This window comes from Nonomuraea helvata, from assembly GCF_039535785.1.
Lineage (GTDB): Bacteria > Actinomycetota > Actinomycetes > Streptosporangiales > Streptosporangiaceae > Nonomuraea > Nonomuraea helvata.
The window spans coordinates 614,611-631,512 of the sequence record NZ_BAAAXV010000009.1 but is presented as its reverse complement, the minus strand read 5'-3'; the positions used below and the strand labels follow the sequence as shown (position 1 = coordinate 631,512).

18 protein-coding genes are annotated in these 16,902 nt (G+C 70.7%); 13 read left to right on the top strand and 5 right to left on the bottom strand.

From position 1 onward, the window contains the following. Nucleotides 1-13: 13 nt before the first annotated feature. Nucleotides 14-949, bottom strand: a complete 936-nt coding sequence (locus ABD830_RS35460) for a DUF389 domain-containing protein (RefSeq protein WP_344997534.1) — start codon at nt 947-949, stop codon at nt 14-16. A 26-nt stretch (nt 950-975) separates the two neighbouring features. Continuing rightward, complete coding sequence (gene coaA / locus ABD830_RS35455; RefSeq protein WP_345002199.1) at nt 976-1,878, bottom strand: type I pantothenate kinase; 903 nt, start codon at nt 1,876-1,878, stop codon at nt 976-978. Nucleotides 1,879-2,073: 195 nt separating this feature from the next. Here coaA and ABD830_RS35450 point away from each other — a divergent pair, with 195 nt between their 5' ends. The 12 genes from ABD830_RS35450 (at nt 2,074) to tsaD (ending at nt 12,739) form a co-directional block, all read left to right on the top strand. Beyond that, a complete protein-coding gene (locus ABD830_RS35450) occupies nt 2,074-3,477 on the top strand; it encodes an alkaline phosphatase PhoX (protein WP_344997532.1) in 1,404 nt (467 codons plus the stop codon). A 13-nt stretch (nt 3,478-3,490) separates the two neighbouring features. After that, the gene (locus tag ABD830_RS35445; protein WP_344997530.1) at nt 3,491-3,841 is read left to right on the top strand and encodes a holo-ACP synthase; all 351 of its coding nucleotides are present in this window, start codon (nt 3,491-3,493) and stop codon (nt 3,839-3,841) included. A 9-nt stretch (nt 3,842-3,850) separates the two neighbouring features. Beyond that, a complete protein-coding gene (locus ABD830_RS35440) occupies nt 3,851-5,302 on the top strand; it encodes an NAD(P)H-hydrate dehydratase (protein WP_344997528.1) in 1,452 nt (483 codons plus the stop codon). A 182-nt stretch (nt 5,303-5,484) separates the two neighbouring features. Beyond that, complete coding sequence (gene alr / locus ABD830_RS35435; RefSeq protein WP_345002198.1) at nt 5,485-6,618, top strand: alanine racemase; 1,134 nt, start codon at nt 5,485-5,487, stop codon at nt 6,616-6,618. 45 nt (nt 6,619-6,663) lie between these two features. Then, on the top strand, nt 6,664-7,794 hold the full coding sequence (locus ABD830_RS35430; protein ID WP_344997526.1) for an alpha/beta fold hydrolase: 1,131 nt from the start codon (nt 6,664-6,666) through the stop codon (nt 7,792-7,794). Further along, nucleotides 7,791-8,249 carry a tRNA (adenosine(37)-N6)-threonylcarbamoyltransferase complex ATPase subunit type 1 TsaE gene (gene tsaE / locus ABD830_RS35425; protein WP_344997524.1) on the top strand — a complete coding sequence of 153 codons (459 nt, stop codon included), beginning with the start codon at nt 7,791-7,793 and terminating at the stop codon, nt 8,247-8,249. Before ABD830_RS35430 ends, tsaE begins: the two co-directional genes overlap by 4 nt. Before the next feature lie 210 nt (nt 8,250-8,459). Next, complete coding sequence (locus tag ABD830_RS35420) at nt 8,460-9,098, top strand: hypothetical protein (protein ID WP_344997522.1); 639 nt, start codon at nt 8,460-8,462, stop codon at nt 9,096-9,098. 3 nt (nt 9,099-9,101) lie between these two features. Further along, the gene (locus ABD830_RS35415; RefSeq protein WP_344997520.1) at nt 9,102-9,638 is read left to right on the top strand and encodes a class F sortase; all 537 of its coding nucleotides are present in this window, start codon (nt 9,102-9,104) and stop codon (nt 9,636-9,638) included. A 32-nt stretch (nt 9,639-9,670) separates the two neighbouring features. Beyond that, the gene (locus ABD830_RS35410) at nt 9,671-10,600 is read left to right on the top strand and encodes a phosphotransferase (RefSeq protein ID WP_344997518.1); all 930 of its coding nucleotides are present in this window, start codon (nt 9,671-9,673) and stop codon (nt 10,598-10,600) included. A 27-nt stretch (nt 10,601-10,627) separates the two neighbouring features. Next, the gene (gene tsaB, locus ABD830_RS35405; RefSeq protein ID WP_344997516.1) at nt 10,628-11,272 is read left to right on the top strand and encodes a tRNA (adenosine(37)-N6)-threonylcarbamoyltransferase complex dimerization subunit type 1 TsaB; all 645 of its coding nucleotides are present in this window, start codon (nt 10,628-10,630) and stop codon (nt 11,270-11,272) included. Nucleotides 11,273-11,283: 11 nt separating this feature from the next. After that, complete coding sequence (gene rimI, locus ABD830_RS35400) at nt 11,284-11,715, top strand: ribosomal protein S18-alanine N-acetyltransferase (RefSeq protein WP_345002197.1); 432 nt, start codon at nt 11,284-11,286, stop codon at nt 11,713-11,715. Continuing rightward, nucleotides 11,708-12,739 (top strand): tRNA (adenosine(37)-N6)-threonylcarbamoyltransferase complex transferase subunit TsaD, encoded by a 1,032-nt coding sequence (gene tsaD / locus ABD830_RS35395; protein WP_344997514.1) that lies wholly within the window; start codon nt 11,708-11,710, stop codon nt 12,737-12,739. Before rimI ends, tsaD begins: the two co-directional genes overlap by 8 nt. A gap of 78 nt (nt 12,740-12,817) precedes the next feature. Here tsaD and ABD830_RS35390 read toward each other — a convergent pair whose 3' ends face one another. The 3 genes from ABD830_RS35390 to ABD830_RS35380 form a co-directional block, all read right to left on the bottom strand. Beyond that, nucleotides 12,818-12,979 (bottom strand): hypothetical protein, encoded by a 162-nt coding sequence (locus ABD830_RS35390; RefSeq protein WP_344997512.1) that lies wholly within the window; start codon nt 12,977-12,979, stop codon nt 12,818-12,820. 156 nt (nt 12,980-13,135) lie between these two features. Further along, entirely contained in the window at nt 13,136-14,971 is a 1,836-nt protein-coding gene (locus ABD830_RS35385) for an apolipoprotein A1/A4/E domain-containing protein (RefSeq protein ID WP_344997510.1), read from the bottom strand. 185 nt (nt 14,972-15,156) lie between these two features. Further along, the gene (locus ABD830_RS35380; protein ID WP_344997508.1) at nt 15,157-16,353 is read right to left on the bottom strand and encodes a class I SAM-dependent methyltransferase; all 1,197 of its coding nucleotides are present in this window, start codon (nt 16,351-16,353) and stop codon (nt 15,157-15,159) included. 229 nt (nt 16,354-16,582) lie between these two features. On the opposite strand from ABD830_RS35380, the gene groES reads away from it, so the two are divergent. Then, nucleotides 16,583-16,894, top strand: coding sequence for a co-chaperone GroES (gene groES, locus ABD830_RS35375; RefSeq protein ID WP_043623565.1), 312 nt, complete (start codon nt 16,583-16,585; stop codon nt 16,892-16,894). Nucleotides 16,895-16,902: the final 8 nt, after the last annotated feature.

Genomic DNA, 16,902 nt, shown 5'->3' with positions numbered 1-16,902 from the left:
GCCGCCGCCTCGTTCAGACGGATGAACGCCGTCCTACTTGAGGCCAGAATTTCCGCTGCACCAGCAGCGTGCCGGTGCCCGCGATGACCATGCCGAGGATGTTGACCGCGAGCTGCGACACCGAACCGGAGACCTCCTCCCAGTCACCCAGCGCCAGCGCGACGGCCACGTAGCCGGCCGCGGGCACCGTGGTGACCGAGATGAAGACGCCGACCAGGGCCGACGACTTGCCCGCCGTGATCGACAGCACGCCCGCCGCGCCGGCCAGCAGCGCCACGATGAACGACCACCGGTCCGGCTTGACGATGAACTGGACCTCCTCGTTCCCCCTGAGATGGCCGAGGTCGATCCAGCCGAGCCAGTTCGAGACCAGCGCGCAGGCGAACGTGATCGCGATCGCCACCGTGAAGCCGACGACCAGCGTCCTGAACGAGGTGACAATCAGGTGCCACCTGCGGTGCAGCAGGCCGAAGCAGATGGCCGCGACCGCGCCGAACTCCGGCCCGAGCACCATCGCGCCGACGATCAGGATGGGCGAGTTCTGCAGCACGCCGATGCCCGCGAGCTGGGTGGCGATGGCGAGGAACGTGAGGTACGCCCACGTGATGCGGGAGTCGGCGTGCACCTTGTGCGCCAGTTCCTCCCACACCACGGCGTCGTCGGGATCGCCGGGCGCCTCGTCCACCGCGTGGTCCGCCGCTCTGGACAGCGAGAAGTCGACCTGCTCGATGGCGATGGAGCCCTCGGTCTCCACCCACTTGAGCCTGCCCAGCACCTCGTTCGCCGACTCGCGCGCGGCGTCGCACAGGATCACGTCGCCGGCCGGCTCGCGGGCGGCGCCGGGCAGGACGACGATGTTGGTGACGCCTGGGCAGTCCTCCAACACCGCCGTCGCCTCTTCTGTGCGGGTGGCGGGGCTGATCAGTCGGAGATGCAACACAGACCACATTGTGGTCCATGTGGTGTCGGGGCCGGTCAGGTCTGGCGGAGGCGTACTCGTCTGACGGAGTGGTCGGCGCCTTTCTGGAGCACGAGGTCGGCGCGGCCCCGGGTGGGGGCGATGTTCTCGACCAGGTTGCGCTCGTTGATGTCGCGCCAGACGTTGACGGCGAAGTCGGTGGCCTCCTCGTACGAAAGCTCCGCGATGTATCGGAAGTACGACTTCGGGTCCTCGAAGGCGGTGCGGCGGAGCTTGTGGAAGCGGTCGACGTACCAGGTGCGGACGTCCTCGACCTTCGCGTCCACGTAGATCGAGAAGTCGAAGTAGTCGTTGACCGCGAGGGAAGTGGGCGGGGCCGGTTGGAGGACGTTGAGCCCCTCGATGATCAAGATATCCGGATTTTTCACGATCTGGGTGGCGCCGGGCACGATGTCGTACTCCAGGTGGCTGTAGACCGGCGCGCGGACCTCCGCCGACCCCGCCTTCACCTCGGCCACGAACCTGACCAGCGCCCTGCGGTCATAGCTCTCCGGGAAGCCCTTGCGGTGCATGATGCCCTTGGACTCCAGCACCGCGTTCGGGTAGAGGAAGCTGTCGGTGGTGATCAGCTCCACGTGCGGGTGCTCGGGCCAGCGGGCCAGCAGCGTGTGCAGCAGCCGCGCCGTCGTCGACTTGCCCACCGCGACGCTGCCCGCGATGCCGAGGACGTACGGCACGCGCTGCTCGGGATGCCCGAGAAACGCGCTCAGCACGCTGCTGCGCTGCTTGGACCCGGTGAAGTGCAGGTTGAGCAGCCGGGTGAGGGGGAGGTAGATGTCGGTGACCTCGGTGAGATCGATGGGATCGTCGAGGCCGCGAAGCTCTTCCAGCTCGTCTGCGGTGAGAGTCAAGGGCGTGTTCTTGCGGAGCTCGCTCCACTGCTCCCTGCTCAGTTCCACGTAGCCGTTGTTCACCTAGGCAGCGTAGCGATGAGGGACAAACCGGATCATGGTCGGGGCACTCCCGGCGTGATCCACAGCCTGTGGATAAAGGCGTGGGATTACCGAGACTCTGTTCGGGGAAGGAAGAGTCGCTTCGGCGAATGACGTATACGAGGATGCGCCGGCGGCTACTGTTCGAGGCTGGGAGGTCTCATGGACCGTCGTCGCTTCATCGCCAATGTGATCGCCGTCGCCGGGCCTTTCGCCGGGGTGGCCTGCGCGGGCGCGCAGGGCGGCGTCAAGCCGGTGCCGGGGTACGGGCGGCTGAGGCCCGTGGCCGACCTACGTGACGGGAAGGTGCGGCTGCACCTGCCCGACGGGTTCAAGTACCGCTCGTTCAGCGCCGCCGGCGAGAGGTTCAGCGACGGCTCGACCGTGCCGGGCAGGCACGACGGCATGGCGGCGTTCTCCGGACCTGACGGCAGCGCCATCCTGATCCGCAACCACGAGGTCAACGGCCCCGTCGGCGCGTTCGGCGACAAGGACAAGGCGTACGACCCGATGGCCGGGGGCGGCACCTCGACGCTGCGCGTCAGCCGTTTCGGCGAGGTGATCCAGAGCGCTCCCTCGCTGAACGGCACCATGATGAACTGCTCGGGCGGCCCCATGGCGTGGCGGGCCTGGGTGAGCTGCGAGGAGACGGTCAACGGCCCCGACGTGGCCGACGACTTCTCCGGCGGCGACAACGCCAAGCTCACGCGGAAGCACGGCTACATCTTCGAGGTGCCGGTCGGCCGCGCCGCGACCGCCAGGCCGATCAAGTCAGCCGGCCGGTTCCCGCACGAGTCCGTGGCGTTCGACCCCTCGACGGGCGCGCTCTACATGACCGAGGACAACTTCTCCTTCGCCTCCGGGTTCTACCGTTACCTGCCGCCGAAGCATCCCGTACAGGCCGGGCGGCTGCTCGACGGCGGCAGGCTGCAGATGCTCGCCGTCAAGGGCGCCAAGCGCAAGGACCTGTCCGTCGGGCAGCGCGCGGGGACGACGTACGAGACCGTCTGGGTGGACATCGACGAACCCGACCCGGCTTTCACCGGCAGGCCGGCCTACGACGAGGCCGTGCAGGCCGTGGGCCGGCAGGGGCGCGAGGAGGGTGCGGCCGTCTTCTCCAGGCTGGAGGGGGCCGTCTTCCACCAGGGCGTCGTCTACTTCGTCTCCACCCAGGGCGGTGACACCGCGCCGGGTGACACGCCGCCGTCCGGGTTCGGCAAGGGACGGGGGCAGGTCTGGGCGTACGAGACGTGGAGCGGGCGGCTGAAGCTCGTCTACGAGTCGCCGCGCTCGGCCACGCTCGACCTGCCGGACAACGTGACCGCCAGCAAGCGGGGCACGCTCGTGCTGTGCGAGGACGGCGACGGCGACAACTACCTCCGCGGGCTCACCAAGTCGGCGGAGATCTTCGACTTCTGCCGCCTGGAGCCGATCTCCGGCGATCCAGGCGCGGAGTTCGCGGGCTCGACGTTCGGGCCCGACGGCCACACGCTGTACGTCAACGTGCAGGCCAAGCAGGGCCGGTCGTTCGCCATCTGGGGGCCGTGGGAGCGGGGCCTGTTCTGAGTACGCTGGGGTGATGATTCTGGGCATCGGCGTGGACGTCGTGGACATCGCCCGCTTCGAGGCGACGCTGGAGCGCACGCCGAAGCTCATGGAGCGGCTGTTCACCGAGGGCGAGCGGGGGCTGCCGGTGCAGTCGCTGGCCGCCAGGTTCGCCGCCAAGGAGGCCGTGGCCAAGGCGCTCGGCGCGCCGGCGGGGCTGGACCACCGGGAGGCCGAGGTGCGCCGCGGCGAGGGCGGCAGACCGGAGTTGCGGATCACCGGCCGTGCCGCGGAGGTCGCCTACGACCTCAGGGTGAAACGGTGGCACATCTCGCTCAGCCACGACGCGGGTGTGGCCGTGGCCTATGTGATCGCGGAGGGATAGCTTCGGATCATGAAGACCGCCTACACCGCCGACCAGATCCGGGGCGCCGAGCATGAGCTGATGGCGCGGCTGCCCGAAGGCACGCTCATGCAGCGCGCCGCCGCCGGGCTCGCCGCCGTCTGCGCCGACCTCTTGGGCAGGGTGTACGGCAAACGCGTCGTGCTCCTCGTCGGCAGCGGCGACAACGGCGGCGACGCGCTCTACGCGGGTGAGCGCCTGGCCAGGCGCGGTGCCTGGGTGGGGGCGATCCTCGCCGGGTCCAAGACGCACGAGGCCGGGCTGGCCGCGTTCCGCGAGGCCGGTGGGCGGGTCGTCGACCGGGGCTCGCTGGAGGGGGCGGACCTGATCGTCGACGGGCTCGTCGGGATCGGGGCCTCGGGGGCGCTGCGGGAGCCGTACAGGGAGCTGGTGGAGGAGGCGAACGCGGTCCGCGGCCCGATCGTGGCGGTGGACGTGCCCAGCGGAGTGGACGCGAGCAGCGGGCGGGTGGAGGGCGCGGCGGTGCGGGCCCGGGTGACCGTGACGATGGGGGCGTACAAGACGGGCCTGCTCGTCGATCCGGGCGCTGACTACGCGGGGCGGGTAGAGCTGGTGGACATCGGGCTCGGGGCGTACCTGCCCGATCCCGACGTCGCGGCGCTGGCGTCCGCCGACGTGGACGTCCTGCTGCCGCGGCCGGGCAACGAGTCGGACAAGTACCGCAGGGGCGTGCTGGGCGTCGCGGCGGGCAGTGACCTGTTCACCGGAGCCGCCGTGCTGGCCGTGGGGGGCGCGCTGCGGGCCGGGGCCGGCATGGTGCGGTACGTCGGGCCGAGCGAGCCGGTCACGCAGGTGCGTTCGCACTGGCCCGAGGCGGTGATCACCGAGCTGGACCGGCCGTCGATCGACGACGTGGGGCGGGTGCAGGCCTGGGTGCTCGGCCCCGGGCTGGGCACCGGGGAGTGGGCGCACGAGCTGGCCACCGCCGTGCTCGCCTCCGACGTGCCCGTGCTGATCGACGCCGACGGGCTGACGCTGGTGTCGCGGGACCGGGCCCTGCTGCGGCGGTCCGCGCCTGTCCTGATCACGCCACACGCCGGTGAGCTGGCACGGCTCCTGCGCGCCGACCGCGACGCCATCGAGTCGGCCCGGCTGGAGCACGCTCGGCGCGCCGCCGACGAGCTCGGGGTGACCGTGCTGCTCAAGGGGTCCACGACGGTGGTGGCCGAGGACTCCCGGCCGGTGCGGGTGAATCCCACGGGGACGTCCTGGCTGGCCACCGGCGGGACCGGGGACGTGCTGTCGGGGGTGGCGGGGGCGCTGCTCGCCCAGGGGTTGAGCTGTTACGACGCGGGGTCGTGCGGGGCGTTCCTGCATGGGCTCGCGGGCCGCCTCGCCGCCGACGGCGCCCCGCTGGCCGCCGCCGACGTGGCCTCCGCCGTTCCGGCGGCCATTCGTGCGGTGAGCGCCGACGGCGCGTGAACACGGCCCGCCCCGGTGTGGCGGGTGGGCGCGTTCCGTCGGGTCACACTGTGCAGCGTCTCGCGCCACGCGGCGCACCGGAGGTGCGGGAGAAAGGAAGTCGTCCGTCAAGGGTGCGTCAGGGGTGCGAATCGCGCTCGACCACGTGTGTGAGCTGCCACACTAGAAGGATGTACTCCCCGATGGCCACCCCCGCCGAGGCGCGGGTCGACCTGGACGCGATCAGGCACAACGTGGCTCTGCTCAGAGCACGGGCCGGCGGCGCGGAGTTGATGGGCGCCGTCAAGGCCGACGCGTACGGACACGGCCTGGTGCCGACGTCCGAGGCCGTGCTGGAGGGAGGGGCGAGCCGGCTCGGCACCGCGTTCGTCAGGGAGGCGCTCGCGCTGAGAGAGGGCGGCGTGACCGCGCCGATCCTGGCGTGGCTCATCACGCCGGGCGAGCCGCTGGACGAGGCGCTCAGCCATGACGTCGAGCTGTCGGCCTCCGACGAGAATCTGCTTGAGGAGATCGCCGCGGCGGCCCGGCGCACGGGATGCGTCGCCAAGCTGCACCTGGAGGCCGACACCGGCATGAGCAGGGGCGGCGCCCCGCTGGCCGGCTGGCCGGGGCTGCTGGACCGGGCGATGCGGCTGCGGGCCGAGGGCGTCATCGAGATCGTCGGGCTCTGGTCCCACTTCGCCTGCGCCGACATCCCCGGCCACCCGTCGATCGGGCAGCAGCTGGAGGCGTACCGGACGGCGCTGAAGCTGGCCGAGCAGGCGGGCGCGGCGGGCTCCCACGTGATCAGGCACCTCGCCAACTCCGCCGCAACCGTGACCCTCCCCGAGGCGCACTACGACCTGGTCAGGCCGGGCATCGCGATGTACGGCCTGAGCCCCATCCCCGAGCTGGGCGACTTCGGCCTCCGGCAGGCGATGACGCTCGTCGCGCGGATCGGGCTGGTCAAGCGGGTGCCGGAGGGTTCGGGGGTGTCATACGCTCACCTCTACGTCACCGAGCGCGAGACCACGCTCGGCCTCGTGCCGCTCGGATACGCGGACGGCATTCTCAGGCACGCGACGGGGCGGGCCGAGGTGCTGGCGGGCGGGCAGCGCAGGTTGATCGCCGGCCGCGTGTGCATGGACCAGTTCATGATCGACATGGGTGACGACCCGCTGTCGGCAGGGGACGAGGTCGTGCTGTTCGGGCCAGGCGACGGGGGCGAGCCGACCGCTCAGGAGTGGGCGGATACTCTCGGCACGATCACGCATGAGATCGTGACGAGGATCGGCTCGCGCGTGCCGCGGGTCTACGAGCACAGGCGTTCGGAGTGACGACGGGCACTTCCCGGCGGGCATGAGCGGAGAAGGATCGGGGACATGACGACGACGACAACACGGCGCAGGGTGGGAATCGCCGGCGCGCTCGTCGGTGCGGCTTCGGCCGGGGTCGCGGCGGCGGCACTGGCCAAGCGTTACGCGGTCGGCCGGATCAGGCTGCGCCCCGACACCGAGGCGAGCGAGCCGTTCGGCGAGCTGCGGGGCCGGGAGCGCACGCTCATCACCTCCGACGGCAAGGCGCTCCACGTGGAGATCGACGGGCCGGAGGAGCGAAGGAGCTCGGGGGGAGAGAGCGAGAGTAACGATGCCAACGAGCCCCGAAGCGGTCGCGACCATGAGCACGACGCGCCCTTGACCGTCGTGCTCTGTCACGGCTACTGCCTCAGCCTGGAGTCCTGGCACTACCAGCGCAAGGACCTGCGGGAAAACTACCGCCTGGTGCTCTGGGACCAGCGCTCCCACGGACGCTCGCAGCGCGCGGGCGCCGACGACAGCACGATCGACCGGCTCGGCGAGGATCTGGCCGAGGTGATCGAGCGGTTCGTGCCGGGCCCGTGCGTGCTGGTCGGCCACTCCATGGGCGGCATGACGATCATGGCGCTGGCCGATCGCCATCCCGGCCTGTTCGAGGAGAAGATCCGCGGTGTGGCGCTCATCTCGACCTCGGCGGGCAAGCTGGCCGAGCTCACGCTGGGCCTGCCCGCGATGCTGTCCAAGGCGGTGCACAAGGTCGCGCCCACCACGGTCTCGATGCTGGGCCGGCGCGGCGCGCTGGTCGACCGCACCCGGAGCGTGGGCAGCGACATCGCGTTCCTGATCACCCGCTACATGGGCTTCGGCGACTCCAAGAACGTCAGCCCGACCGTGGTGGACTTCGCCGAGTCCATGATCAGGGCGACCCCGACCGAGGTGGTCGCCGATTTCTATCCCGCGCTGATGAACCACGACAAGCTCTCCGCGCTCCACGTCCTCGACCCGGTGCCCACCGCGATCCTGGTGGGCGACCGTGACTGGCTGACCCCGCCGGACCACAGCAGGGCCATCGCGGCCGCGCTGCCGAAGGCGCAGCTCACCGAGGTGCCCGACACGTCGCATCTGATCCAGCTGGAGCGGCCGGGCGTGGTCAACGACGCGCTGCGCGACCTGGTGAAGAGGGTGGAACTGCAGTGAGGCTCCCGACCACAGAGGACATGCGCGCGTACGGCGCCCGGCTGGCCGCGCGGCTGCGCGCGGGAGACCTGGTCATCCTGTCGGGCCCGCTCGGCGCGGGCAAGACCACGCTCGTGCAGGGCATCGCCGAAGGGCTCAAGGTACGCGGCCCGATCACGTCGCCCACGTTCGTGATCGCCAGGGTGCATCCTTCGCTGCGCCAGGGGCCGCCGCTCGTGCACGTGGACGCGTACCGGCTGGGCGGCGACCTCGAGGTGGACGACCTCGACCTGGACGCCTCGCTGGAAGAGTCCGTCACCGTCGTCGAGTGGGGCGAGGGGCTGGTCGAGGGCCTGGCCGAGGACCGGCTGGAGATCCACATCGACCGCGAGGCAGGCGAGGAGGTCCGCCTCGTGACCCTGCGCGGCGTGGGCCCCAGGTGGGCCGACACGCCGTCTGAGCCGCCGGAAGAGTAAAAGTCCCGTCAATTCTCGGTGACCCTGGCACCCTTGACGTACCAGGCCGGCGACATAAAACATGATCGTTGGTCAGGGATTGGCCCAGATTTTCTGGGTATCAGGAGGGGCGACATCCATAATTCTGGTGGATGCTGGGTAGCAGGACGGCAAAGTGGGGTGCGGCCGGTGCTCGGGATCAGGCGAGTCGCTTACGCGGGAGCCATCGTCATGGTCGGTCTGACCGGCTGCGCGGCCTCCGCCGAAACCAATCCGACAAGCACGCCCACCCCCACGGCCAGCGGCACAGGCACGCCGACCGGCACCGTGACGAGCAGCCCCAGCCCGACCGCCACCGTCACCAGGCAGACCATCTCGGTCCAGCTCAACCCCGACCGCGTCACCGCAGGCGAGACGTCCAAGGTCTGGATCCTGGCCAACTGCCCCGTCCCGACCGGCGGCCCCGCGCACACCGGCACCGCGACGTCCAAGGCGTTCATCAACGGCGTCGTGCTCAACCCGGTCCCCGCGGCGTCGGCCACCCCCACCGCCACGGGTGCGTCCTCCGGCGGCTCGCCCTGGGTCCGCGGCGAGGCGCAGGTCTCGGGAACGGTCCGGCGCGGCTCCTACCGGGTCGACGTCAAGTGTGACGGCACCAACGACATGGGCCGGGCCACGCTCAGGGTCGGTGCGGCCGAGCCCGAGTCGTCCACCGTGCCGAGCAAGGCCCCCAAGGCGGGCGGCGGCGGCACGTACGGCATGGACCTCAGCGACGACTCCTCGGTCCCCATCGGCCCGGCGGGCGTGCTCATCGGCCTGGCGCTGGCAGTGGGCATCGGCGTGGCGGTCAAGCGTCGCAGCCGGGCATAGTCGATGGCCCGCCCTGGACGGGTGGTGCTCGCGGGTGCCGTCACGGGCCTGGTGCTGGTCGCGTTCGGCAAGAGCATGCAGACGAACACCACCCCTGCCGCCGCTGTCGTGCCCGAGAGCATCGACATCCCCGCGATCGACGTCGAGGCGCCGCTGATGAAGCTCGGCCTGTCCAAGGACGGCGAGGTCGAGCTGCCGCCGTACGAGAAGCCGAAGGTGGCCGGGTGGTACTCCGGCAGCGCCGTGCCCGGCGAGAAGGGCGCCTCGGTGATCATCGGGCACGTCGACACCAAGACGGCCCCCGCCGTGTTCTACCGGCTCAGGCAGCTACGCAAGGGCGAGACCGTCAAGGTCGAGCGCAGTGACGGCAAGGTCGTGAGCTTCAAGGTCGAAGCGATCGAGCAGGTGCACAAGGACAGCTTCCCCACCAGGCGCGTGTACGTCGAGGACGGGCTCAAGCTGGTCACCTGCGGCGGCAAGTTCGACTATGCCAAGGGCGAGTACCTGGACAACATCATCGTGTACGCCTCCCGCGCCTGAAAAACACTTGTGCCTACCGAGACCATGGAGGCATGAGCACAGATACGAACCCGCCCGCGGCCGGCGTACGGGTGCCCTGGCACGAGGTGCACCCGCCGGTGCGCGCGGCCGTGGAGGAGTTCCTCGGAGGGCGTGTGGCCGAGGCGGTCACCCAGTCAGGAGGCTTCTCCCCGGCGGCCGCGGTACGGCTCCGCACGGAGAACGGCAGACGTGCCTTCGTCAAGGCCGTCGGCCCGGAGCCGAACCCCGACTCCGTCCGCCTCTACCGCGCCGAGCTCGAGATCGCCGCCGCTCTCCCGGAGTCCGCGCCCGCCCCCAGGCTGCTGACCGGCTTTGAGCTGGAGGGCTGGGTCGTGCTGGTCTTCGAGGACGTCGAGGGTGCGCACCCCGCGATGCCGTGGCGGCGTGACCAGCTCGACCGGGTGCTGGAGGCCGTCGACGAGATGTCGGCCGTGCTCACCCCGGCCCCGATCGACGCGCCGCCGGTCGGCGAGATGTTCGGCTCGTCGTTCCACGGCTGGCGCGACCTGCTGGAGGAGGACACCGAGGGGCTCGACCCGTGGGCGGTGCGGCACCTCGCCGAGCTGGCCGAGCTGGAGTCCGGGTGGACCAAGGCGGCGGCGGGGGACACCTTGGTCCACGCCGACGTGCGGGCCGACAACATCCTGCTCACCGAGGAGCGGGTCTACTTCGTGGACTGGCCGTGGGCCTGCGTGGGCGCCTCGTGGTTGGACCGGTTGTGCATGTTGCCCTCGGTGGGCATGCAGGGCGGACCCGCGCCGCACGAGCTGTTCGACGACCCCGATCCCGCGGTGACCGCGGTGGTGGCCGCGATCACCGGCTATTTCGTGCATCACTGCCGCCTGCCCGACCCGCCGGGGCTTCCGACGGTCAGGGCGTTCCAGCGTGCCCAGGGAGTGGTCGCGCTCGACTGGCTGAAATTCCGTACGGGCTGGGTCTGACCCGTTCGGCGGGTAGGCTAGACAGCCGTGCTGGTCCTGGCCTTTGATACCGCGACACCCGCCGTCACCGCCGCGCTCCACGACGGCGATCGAGTGCTCTCCGAGCACACGACGATCGACGCCCGGCGCCACGGCGAGCTGCTCGTGCCCACCGTCGAGCGCGTCGTGCGCGAGGCGGGCGTGGCGCTGCGCGACGTGACCGCCATCGTGGCCGGCAGCGGCCCCGGCCCCTACACCGGGCTGCGCGTCGGACTGATGACCGCGCAGGGGCTCGCCACCACGCTGGGCGTTCCCGCGTACGGCATCTGCACGCTCGACGCGGTCGCGTACGGCAGCGGGCTGTCCGAGCCGTTCCTGGTGGCCACCGACGCTCGGCGCAAAGAGGTGTTCTGGGCGCGCTACGCGGACCTGCGCACCAGACTCGACGGGCCCTTCGTCGACCGGCCCGCCGACGTGCCGGTGGAGGGGCTGCCGGTGGTGGGCGCGGGCGCCGCGCTCTACGCCGAGGTCCTCGGGAAGAACGACGCGCCGCCCTACCCCTACGCGGGAGCCCTGGCCGCGCTGGCGGCCGAGCGCCTCGCCGAGGGCACGCCGCTCGGCCCGCCGCGCCCGATCTACCTGCGCAGGCCCGACGCCGTGGTGCCCGGGGCTCCCAAGAAGGTGACGGCGTGAGACTCAGGCAGATGACCGAGGCGGACCTGCCGGCGGTCATGGCGATCGAACGGACCACGTTCCCGCTCGACGCGTGGAGCGAGGGCATGATGCGCGGCGAGCTGGCCGACATGCCGCGCTCACGCCACTACGTGGTGGTGCTCGTGGACGGCGAGATCGTCGCGTACGCCGGGCTCGCCGCCGCGGCCGACCAGGCCGATGTGCAGACCATCGCGGTGCTGGAGCAGCACCGGGGCACGGGCATCGGTGGCGCGATGCTGACCGAGCTGCTGGCCGAGGCGGGCCGCAGGGGGGCCCGCGAGGTCTTCCTGGAGGTACGCGCCGACAACCCGCAGGCGCAGGCGGTCTACCGGCATTACGGGTTCGAGGAGATCGGCACCCGCCGCCGCTACTACGACGACGGCACCGACGCGATCATGATGAGAAGGAAGCTTGGTGACTGACGCACCCTTGGTCCTGGGCATCGAGACCTCCTGCGACGAGACCGGCATCGGCATCGTCAGAGGCCACACCCTGCTGGCCAACACCATCGCCTCCAGCATGGAGGAGCACGCCCGCTTCGGCGGCGTGGTGCCCGAGGTGGCCTCGCGCGCACACCTGGAGGCCATGACGCCGACCGTCGAGGCCGCGCTGGCCGCGGCGGGCCTGAGGTTCTCCGACATCGACGCCATCGCCGTCACCGCCGGCCCGGGGCTGGCGGGTGCGCTGCTGGTGGGGGTGGCCGCGGCCAAGTCGTACGCGCTCGGGCTCGGCGTCCCGCTCTACGGCGTCAACCACCTGGCCGCCCACGTCGCCGTCGACCAGCTCGAGCACGGGCCGCTGCCCAAGCCGTGCATCGCCCTGCTGGTGTCGGGCGGCCACTCGTCGCTGCTGCTCGTGCCCGACGTGGCCCAGGACGTGATCTCGCTCGGCTCGACGGTCGACGACGCGGCCGGTGAGGCGTTCGACAAGGTGGCCCGGGTGCTGGGGCTGCCGTTCCCCGGCGGTCCGCACATCGACAGGTCCGCCCGCGACGGCTCGGGCACGGCCATCACGTTCCCGCGCGGCAAGATCGACGACGGCACGCTCGACTTCTCCTTCTCCGGCCTGAAGACGGCCGTGGCCCGCTGGGTCGAGGCACGGGAGGCGTCAGGGCAGTCCGTCCACGTGCCCGACGTGGCCGCCTCGTTCCAGGAGGCCGTGGTCGACGTGCTGACCCGCAAGGCGCTGCAGGCGTGCCGGAAGTACGACGTGCACGACCTGCTGATCGGGGGCGGCGTGGCGGCCAACTCGCGGCTGCGCGCGCTGGCCCAGGAGCGGTGCGACGCGGCCGGTGTACGCCTGCGGGTGCCCCGTCCGGGGCTGTGCACCGACAACGGCGCGATGGTCGCCGCCCTGGGCTCCAACTTGGTCGCGGCAGGGATCTCGCCTTCGACCCTGGAGATCCCCGCCGACTCGTCGCTGCCGATCACGACGGTTCACGTCTGAGTCTTTTCCGCACACTCGGACTCGGGTAGGCGGGGGCCAGGCGAGCTCACTCTGGGCCCTGCCGCTGCCCAGGGGAGCTCATATTGGGCCCCGTACGCGGGTCCAGGCGGGCTCACGCCCGGCCCTGCCGTTGTCCAGCCGGAGCCGGGCGCGGGACGGCCAGCGTCCTCGCTCGAGCGCGGCCACGGCGGCGGAGGCGGCGTCGTGCAGCCCCGCAGCCGGCACAGAGCGCAGCGCCATTCGCCGAACGCGCCGGTGGCGCGTGGGCGTTGTTCTGGGGCGCCGCGGCGTGTCGACGCCGACGCCGTTGCCGTTGCCGTGCGCGGCAGCCGCGGGCGCGTAACGGGGCACCCCACGGAGGCGGAGCGCGGCGCGCCCCGCTTCCGTGGGCCTGCCTCAGTCCTTGGACCGGCTCGGGCGCAGAAGAGCCTCGGCCAGGGCCAGCATGGTCTCCTCCAGGGCGCCCAGGCGCTTGGTGAGGTCGTCGGCCGCGGGCTGGACGATGCCGGTGACCGTCTCGGCGAGCTGGTCGCGGTCGGGGCGGGAGGTGACGAGCTCCGTGAGGGCGTCCGTGGCGGCGGCGAGGCGTTCCGCCTGATCTCCCGCGTGCGTCTGGAGCAGCTCGCCCTGGCTGGCCAGGGTGGCCGGGAGCTGTCCCATGCGCTCGCTGACGGCCTCGATGCGGTCGTCGAAGGTCTCCAGGTGCGCGCCGGTCTGCTCGGCACGGGCGGCCAAGCCGTTCATGCGGGTGTCGATGCCGTCGAAGCGGCTGCTCAGGTGCTCCTCGGCCTCGATCAGGCGCTCGTCGATGGCGTCGATCTGGGTGTCGAGCTTGTTGAAGCGGCCCTCGTTGCGGGTGGCCGTCTCGTTGAGCCGCTGGTCGGTCGTCACCAGGCGCTCGTCGAGCGCGGTGAAGCGGGCGTCGATGCGTACGTCGAGGGCGTCGAACCGGTCGTCGTGGCGGCCCAGATGGCCGTCCACCGTGCCGAGCCGCTTGTCGACCCCGCCGAGCTGGCTGTCCACGGACGTGAGCCGTTTGTCGACCCCGCCCATCCTGCCGTCGATCCCGTCGAGCCTCGTGTCGATGTCGGCCAGGCACTCATCGGCGGACTCCAGCCGGCTGTCGAACCCGGTGAGCCTGGAGTCGAGGCCCAAGAGCTTGCCCTCCACCCGGTCGAGCCGGGAGTCCACGCCGCTGAGCCTGGCGCTCAGGCGCTGCTCGCTCTCGCCGAGCTGGACCGCGAGGTGCTGGTCGGCCTCGTCGAGCCTGGTGGCGAGGCGCAGCTCGACGTCGGACAGGAGGCTGGAGAGGCGATCGTCGGACTCCTTGAGGCGGCCGGCGAGCCGCTCGTCCGCCTCGACAAGGCTGGTGGCCAGGCGCTGGTCGGTCTCGTCCATGCGGGCGGTGAGCCGCTCGTCGGTCTGGTCGAGTCGCGCGGTGAACTGCTGGTCGGTCTGGTCGAACCGGGCCGTGAGCTGCTGGTCGGTCTGGTCGAACCGGGCTGTCAGGCGCTGGTCCGTCTCGTCGAGTCTCGTGCTCAGGCGCTGATCGGTTTCGTCCAGGCGCGTGGTGAGATGCTCGTCCTGCTCGTTCAGCCGGACCGTCAGCTGCTCGGACAGGTCGCCGACCACGACCTCCACCCGGTCGGTACGGGTGGTCAGCTCGGCCATCGACTTGTCGAGCCGGGTGAAGCGGCTGGCGGCGGCCTCCATGCTGGAGTTGAGGGTGGCCAGCTTGGTGGCGAAGTCGGACATTCCCCTTGTGATGCCATCAGTGGTGTCGAGCACCGATTGCAGGCGGTTGAGGGCTTCCTCCACGCTGTCGCCCACCGTGCCCAGGTCGGCCCAGAGGTTCGGCAGCTCGGCCACGGGGGCGACGTGGGCGTCCACGTGGCCCACCTTCTCCCCGACGGCGTCCACGTGGTCGCGCACCGCCTCCACGTGCTGGGCCAGCCCCTCCGCCCACATCGGCGGCTTGGCGGCGAGGTCGTCGAGCCGCCCGCTGACCGCATGCAGCGTGCCGCTGAGGCCGCCGAGCTCGCGCTCGCGCACCTCCCGCAGAAGCCACTCCATGCCTTCGAGTCGCTGGCGGATCTCGTCCAGCACTGCCCCCTGTGTGCGCTGCTCGTACACGTGATCCTGCGCGGCACGCGCGAGCAGATCCCGCATCCTCTCCGAGATGCCGGATTGGCCTCCTGCCTGGAGAAGGGTGGTGTGGTTGGAATGGTCCACCGAAAGCTCCTTTGGCTCGCCGACGGTCTGCCGCGCAGCGGTGGGGATAGGTCCGATTTGCAGATGGAAGCGAGAACACGGGTAACCGCATCAGGGGGAGAACTCCCGCCCGCCCACCTTAGTCCTTCGATCAAGGTCAGGAAGCGGCGAATTGAAAGATCGTGCGTAACGGAAGAATGCCCGGTTTATGCAGGTGGGGTAGCATCGCAGATGATGACTGATGGCTTATCAATGATCCTGGTAAGGATTATTACCGCGGACTTTTCGCCATTCAGCCGTAGGTCCGATCTGAGGCGTTCGATGTCGACGGCGGAGCCACGCTTTTTTATGGTGACATTCCCGATTTGCCGCTCGCGGAGTAGCGCTCGCAGCCTTTTCAGTGAGAACGGGATGACGTCTGAAATTTCATATCTGGCCGCCCATGGGGTGTCGATCGGTTCGTCCCCGGTGATGTAGGCGATCAACGGGTCGAGCAGGCGTCCGCCCACGATTTCGGCCACCTCGCCCACGAGGTGCGCCCGGATGGCCGCGCCGTCCGGCTCGTAGACGTACCTGCCGACCGGGCCGACGTGGGCCTCGACTCCTGTGGCTGTCAGCGTGTGCCCGCCGGGCAGCAGGGTGGCGCGCCGCGTCGCCTCCTGGAGGCCGGTCCAGAGCGCGGCCTCCTTGACCTCGCCCTTGTACGACACCCACTCGGCGTCGGCGCCGTCCGGGATGAACTCGTACGGGATGCCCGGGGCGACCTTGACGCACGCGCGGGAGGCCCTGGAGACCAGGTCGAGCACCACCGGCCAGGGCGGCGAGTAGGCCATGGGGTCGAACGTCCTGCCCCTGCTCGTCCGCCTGGCCGGGTCGGCGAACAGTACGTCGTACTCCTCCGGCCTGATCTCGGCCGCGTCCGCCACGGACACCGTCACCCTGTCGCCCAGCCCGAGCGCCTCGGCGTTGGCCCCGGCCACGGCGGCGGTCAGCGGGTCGGTGTCCACGGCGGTCACGGTGCAGCCGGCGCGGGCCAGCGCGAGGAAGTCGCCGCCGATGCCGCAACAGGCGTCTACCACGCTGGGCGTACCCGGCCATGATCCGGTCAGGCGGCGGGCGCGGTGCTCGGCGACCTCCGCCCGGGTGGACTGCTCCAGGCCGTGCGGCGTGAAGTACATCCGCGCGGCGTCCTCGCCGAACTTGGCCCTGGCGCGCTCCCTCAGCCCGGCCTGGGTCAGCGCGGCGGAGGTGAGGACGGCGTCGTACGTCTTGCGCAGCTTTGTGGCGGCGACGACCGGATCGGCCCCCACCAGCTCCCCGGCCTCCGCGAGGGCCCGCTGTCCGCGGGGGGTCAGCAGCTCCCTGAAGGCGTCGAGGTCCACATCACCCGACGTTAGTGCCATGCCCGAGCAGGTTGGGCCGCGGGCGTACTGTGGGAAAGAGCAGTTGGGGTGCTGATCGCTCTCAGCAGACGCGTTCGTGTTGACTGTCAAGCCCCTCTTGCATATGTTTCCTGTTGGCACTCTCCCCTTGAGAGTGCCAACGTGCGACGAGGCAGGTCTGACACCCGCGACGGCAGGCCCAGCTGGTCGCCTCTTCTAGATCATTCAAATCTGAAGGGGAGGTCCGATCGTGACGACCGCCACTAAGGTTCCCGTTAAGCCGCTCGGCGACCGCATCGTGGTCCAGCCGCTTGAGGCTGAGCAGACCACCGCTTCCGGCCTGGTCATCCCGGACACCGCCAAGGAGAAGCCGCAGGAGGGCAAGGTCCTCGCGGTGGGCCCGGGCAACTGGGATGAGGACGGCGACAAGCGGATTCCGCTCGACGTCTCTGAGGGCGACATCGTCCTCTACAGCAAGTACGGCGGCACCGAGGTCAAGTACGGCGGCGAGGAGTACCTCGTGCTCTCCGCCCGCGATGTTCTCGCGATCATCGAGAAGTAAGCCGGTGT

Coding starts and splice junctions, on each gene's coding strand:
- ABD830_RS35460 (WP_344997534.1), bottom strand. CDS start 949: ATGTGGTCTGTGTTGCATCTCCGACTGATCAGCCCCGCCACCCGCACA.
- ABD830_RS35450 (WP_344997532.1), top strand. CDS start 2,074: ATGGACCGTCGTCGCTTCATCGCCAATGTGATCGCCGTCGCCGGGCCT.
- ABD830_RS35445 (WP_344997530.1), top strand. CDS start 3,491: ATGATTCTGGGCATCGGCGTGGACGTCGTGGACATCGCCCGCTTCGAG.
- ABD830_RS35440 (WP_344997528.1), top strand. CDS start 3,851: ATGAAGACCGCCTACACCGCCGACCAGATCCGGGGCGCCGAGCATGAG.
- alr (WP_345002198.1), top strand. CDS start 5,485: ATGGCCACCCCCGCCGAGGCGCGGGTCGACCTGGACGCGATCAGGCAC.
- ABD830_RS35430 (WP_344997526.1), top strand. CDS start 6,664: ATGACGACGACGACAACACGGCGCAGGGTGGGAATCGCCGGCGCGCTC.
- ABD830_RS35420 (WP_344997522.1), top strand. CDS start 8,460: ATGGTCGGTCTGACCGGCTGCGCGGCCTCCGCCGAAACCAATCCGACA.
- ABD830_RS35415 (WP_344997520.1), top strand. CDS start 9,102: ATGGCCCGCCCTGGACGGGTGGTGCTCGCGGGTGCCGTCACGGGCCTG.
- ABD830_RS35410 (WP_344997518.1), top strand. CDS start 9,671: ATGAGCACAGATACGAACCCGCCCGCGGCCGGCGTACGGGTGCCCTGG.
- rimI (WP_345002197.1), top strand. CDS start 11,284: ATGACCGAGGCGGACCTGCCGGCGGTCATGGCGATCGAACGGACCACG.
- ABD830_RS35390 (WP_344997512.1), bottom strand. CDS start 12,979: ATGGCGCTGCGCTCTGTGCCGGCTGCGGGGCTGCACGACGCCGCCTCC.
- ABD830_RS35380 (WP_344997508.1), bottom strand. CDS start 16,353: ATGGCACTAACGTCGGGTGATGTGGACCTCGACGCCTTCAGGGAGCTG.